The sequence below is a fragment of the Moraxella sp. CTOTU49097 genome (assembly GCF_032064105.1).
GTDB lineage: Bacteria > Pseudomonadota > Gammaproteobacteria > Pseudomonadales > Moraxellaceae > Faucicola > Faucicola osloensis_B.
This window is the reverse complement of sequence record NZ_DAMBOA010000043.1, coordinates 1-3245: the sequence shown is the minus strand read 5'-3', so window position 1 is coordinate 3245 and position 3245 is coordinate 1. Positions and strand designations below refer to the sequence as shown.

At 44.6% G+C, this 3245-nt stretch carries 2 protein-coding genes; both read right to left on the bottom strand.

The features are described from left to right. Positions 1 to 1348, bottom strand: a 1348-nt coding sequence (locus tag RT064_RS10915) for an FAD-dependent oxidoreductase (RefSeq protein WP_313063389.1), incomplete at its 3' end; no start/stop codon positions are given. A 188-nt stretch (positions 1349 to 1536) separates the two neighbouring features. Next, positions 1537 to 3245, bottom strand: a 1709-nt coding sequence (locus RT064_RS10910) for a bifunctional protein-serine/threonine kinase/phosphatase (RefSeq protein ID WP_313063387.1), incomplete at its 5' end; no start/stop codon positions are given.

The window sequence follows — 3245 nt, the reverse complement described above, 5'->3', positions numbered from 1 at the left end:
TGATGTCTTCATAAGTCATGGCCCCATTGTCCACTGCTGCGCAGATTTGACCTTTACTAACGTTATAGCACGAGCATAGGGTAGCGGTATCAGGCAGATTCTCTACGCCCATAATGGGCTTTTCGACATTTGGTAAAATCAAGCTTTCAGGTTGTAGGGGTAAATCAATACCATTTAAAAATAACTGGAGCAAGTTGCTGTAATCTTCGGTATCACCCACAAGTACCGCACCGAGCAAGCGTTTGCCATCGTCCGAGGTGACTAATTTTTTATACACGCCTGTTTTGGGATTTTGATACACAAAGCTTAAACTGTCTTTGATTTTGCCATGCGCGTCGCCGATACTACCAACATCCACGCCCATCAGTTTGAGTTTAGTGCTCATATCCGCCCCGTCAAACAGGCTATTATGTTCACCTGCCAGTTGTGACGCACACACGCTTGCCATGGTGTAGCCTGGAGCAACCAGCCCGTAGATTTTGTTATCCCATAATGCACATTCTCCAATCGCATAAATATCTGGCTCGCTTGTTTGACATGTGTCATCAATGACGATACCGCCACGTTCGCCAAGTTTTAGCCCAGAATCTCGTGCCATAGTATCTTCAGGGCGAATCCCAGCACTAAATAGAATCAAATCGGTATCAAGCAAGCTACCATCAGCAAATTGCATGGTTAAAAAACTAGCATCATCGTCATGGTTATCGATGATTTGCTGAGTATTTTTACCGGTTAGTACCGTAACGCCCAAGTCTTCGATTTTTTTCTTTAGCAACTCTCCGCCTGCGGCATCTAGCTGTACGCCCATAAGTTGGGGGGCAAACTCGACTACATAGGTGGTTAAACCCAGTGTCACTAAGGCTTTTGCCGCTTCTAATCCCAATAAACCACCGCCAACCACCACACCACGTTGGACACGTGGATTGTCCGCAGTTGCTAAAATCGCATCTAAGTCTTCAATAGTTCGATAGACATGACAGTGTGCATGTTGGTTGCCTTTGACAGGCGGGACAAAAGGATAAGAACCAGTGGCGAGTACCAATTTATCAAACTTAAGCGTATTGCCTTTGGCCGTTGTTACGATTTTACTTTGCGCATCGATTTGGTTAACCGCTTCGCCTAAATGTAAGGTAATCCCAGCTTGCTTATAGTGCGCCAAATCCACTAAATTAAGCTGACTGGCGTCTTTGTGTTCAAAGTAACTGGATAAATAGACACGGTCATATGCTGGGCGTTTTTCTGCACTAAATACATGAATCTGATAAATTTGGTGCAAGTTTTTTTCAATCGCTTTTTCGATAAAGTGATGACCGACCATGCCATTACCGATGACGATAAGATTTTTCATGTATTTATCCCTTCTAACGAAACATTGGCTTTTTGACTAGGATAATGACTGGCTTTTGGCGTGTATTATCCCAAGTTTTTCTATACTGTTATATAAGCAAACTTTATGCCAATATTTAAATTAACTATAAATTTCAATGGGTTAAAAAATATAGGTTAATTGTCTATTAAGAAAAGTAAATCACATTGTTAGTGATTTAACGCAACCAGTAACCAAGTGAGGAGCAACAGCACCGTTAATATGCCACTGACCAGTTGCCAAAATAGTACAGGATGTTTGTCAATCAGCGGCTGCTTGGCTTTATCGTCGGCATGGCTTTTGGGGTCAAGGTCGGTGAGAAAATCGCCAATGCTCTGATAGCGGCGGTTGCTATCTGCTTGCAGAGCACGAATCAGCACGTCATTGACCCAAAATGGCAAATCCGTGCGCACTTGTCGCACGTTTTTGAACGCCAGTTTTTGGGTGGTTTGGGCAGTCATCGCAGTGGTCAATGTGTCGACATCAAATGGCTGTAGCCCTGTCAGCATCTCATAAGTCACCACACCCAGCGAGAAAATATCGGAATACACCCCTTTTGGTGCATCGCTAAAATATTCGGGGGCAATATAATGCAAATCGCCCACAGGCGGTGTATGCCCAGTTCTTAAGAGCAACGAGCCAACCGAACCAAAGTCAATGAGCTTGATATGACCCGATGGCAGCAGCATGATATTTTCGGGCTTGATATCTTGATGAAGTAGATAATTACGATGCATGGCTCGAAGCGCCATACCGATTTGATTGACAATAGCAAAGGTTTGGGCAACCGACAAAGGCGGCTGGGTGTCGATAAATTCACGCAAGCTCATGCCTTGCAAAAATTCGGTGACATGGTACAGATACTGGCTATTCATCGGTTTAGGGTAAAATTTTAGTAAGCTTGGGTGATTGAGGCTTAACCCTATTTTTTCTTCTTTTAAAAACAGCCGTAAAAATCCGCTATCGTCTTCATAGTAGGCAGATGGCACTTTGATAATACGTTGATTATCGGCTGTGTCAGCGGTGCTGTCGGTAGCCAAATACACGCTACTGCGTGGCGTGTTTTGCACCACTTTGTCAATGGTAAAATAATCAAGCTTGTCGCCCGCCGTTAGCACAGGTGGAATGCGTAAACGGGTAACGGCATGACGATTGTCTGTATGTTCGGCAAAGCCAGCTTTGTCAAAATCTGCATTCGCCAAAATTCTCGCAACTTTTGGCAAGACGGCTATCATCACGCAACTGACATTGTCGTTACTGCCATTTTCCAATGCCACTTGGCACAAGGTTTCTGGCAAATTTTCTAAGTCTAGGGTGGTGGAATTATCCAGCGCCAACAATTTGCCCAATGCCGATTGGGTCAGTAACAATAATTCATCATCACCGATAAATTCATACACGCCATCGGTCATTATCAAAAACACATCTTCGGGCAACACATCAATTTGGGCAAGTTGTAATTCCACATGGGCATCTGCGCCAAGTGCAGCGGCTAACGCGCCTTTGTCTCGCCCTCGTTTGTGTCTGTGGTCTTGGGTGAGTACGCGCAGTTTGTTGTGTCGTAGCCGATAGATACGGCTGTCGCCCGTGTGGAATAACACTGCCGCGTGCTCGGATAATAAAGGCTCGGTAAAAAGCAGCCCAGATAAGGTTGAGAGTAATTTGGGCAAATACCGCTGTGAGGCTGAATCAAAGCTGTCATGGTGATCACTAAAATACAAAAAATCATTGATAATATGCACGCTTTTGGTGAGCATTTGCGCCAGCGTTTCGGCATTGTTGTTATTCAATGACTCGCTAGTAACAGGGCTAGTAACTGGGGTTGTCACCATGTCAGCTTGGTGCATGGTTAATTGGTCGATCAGCGTATCAATCACCC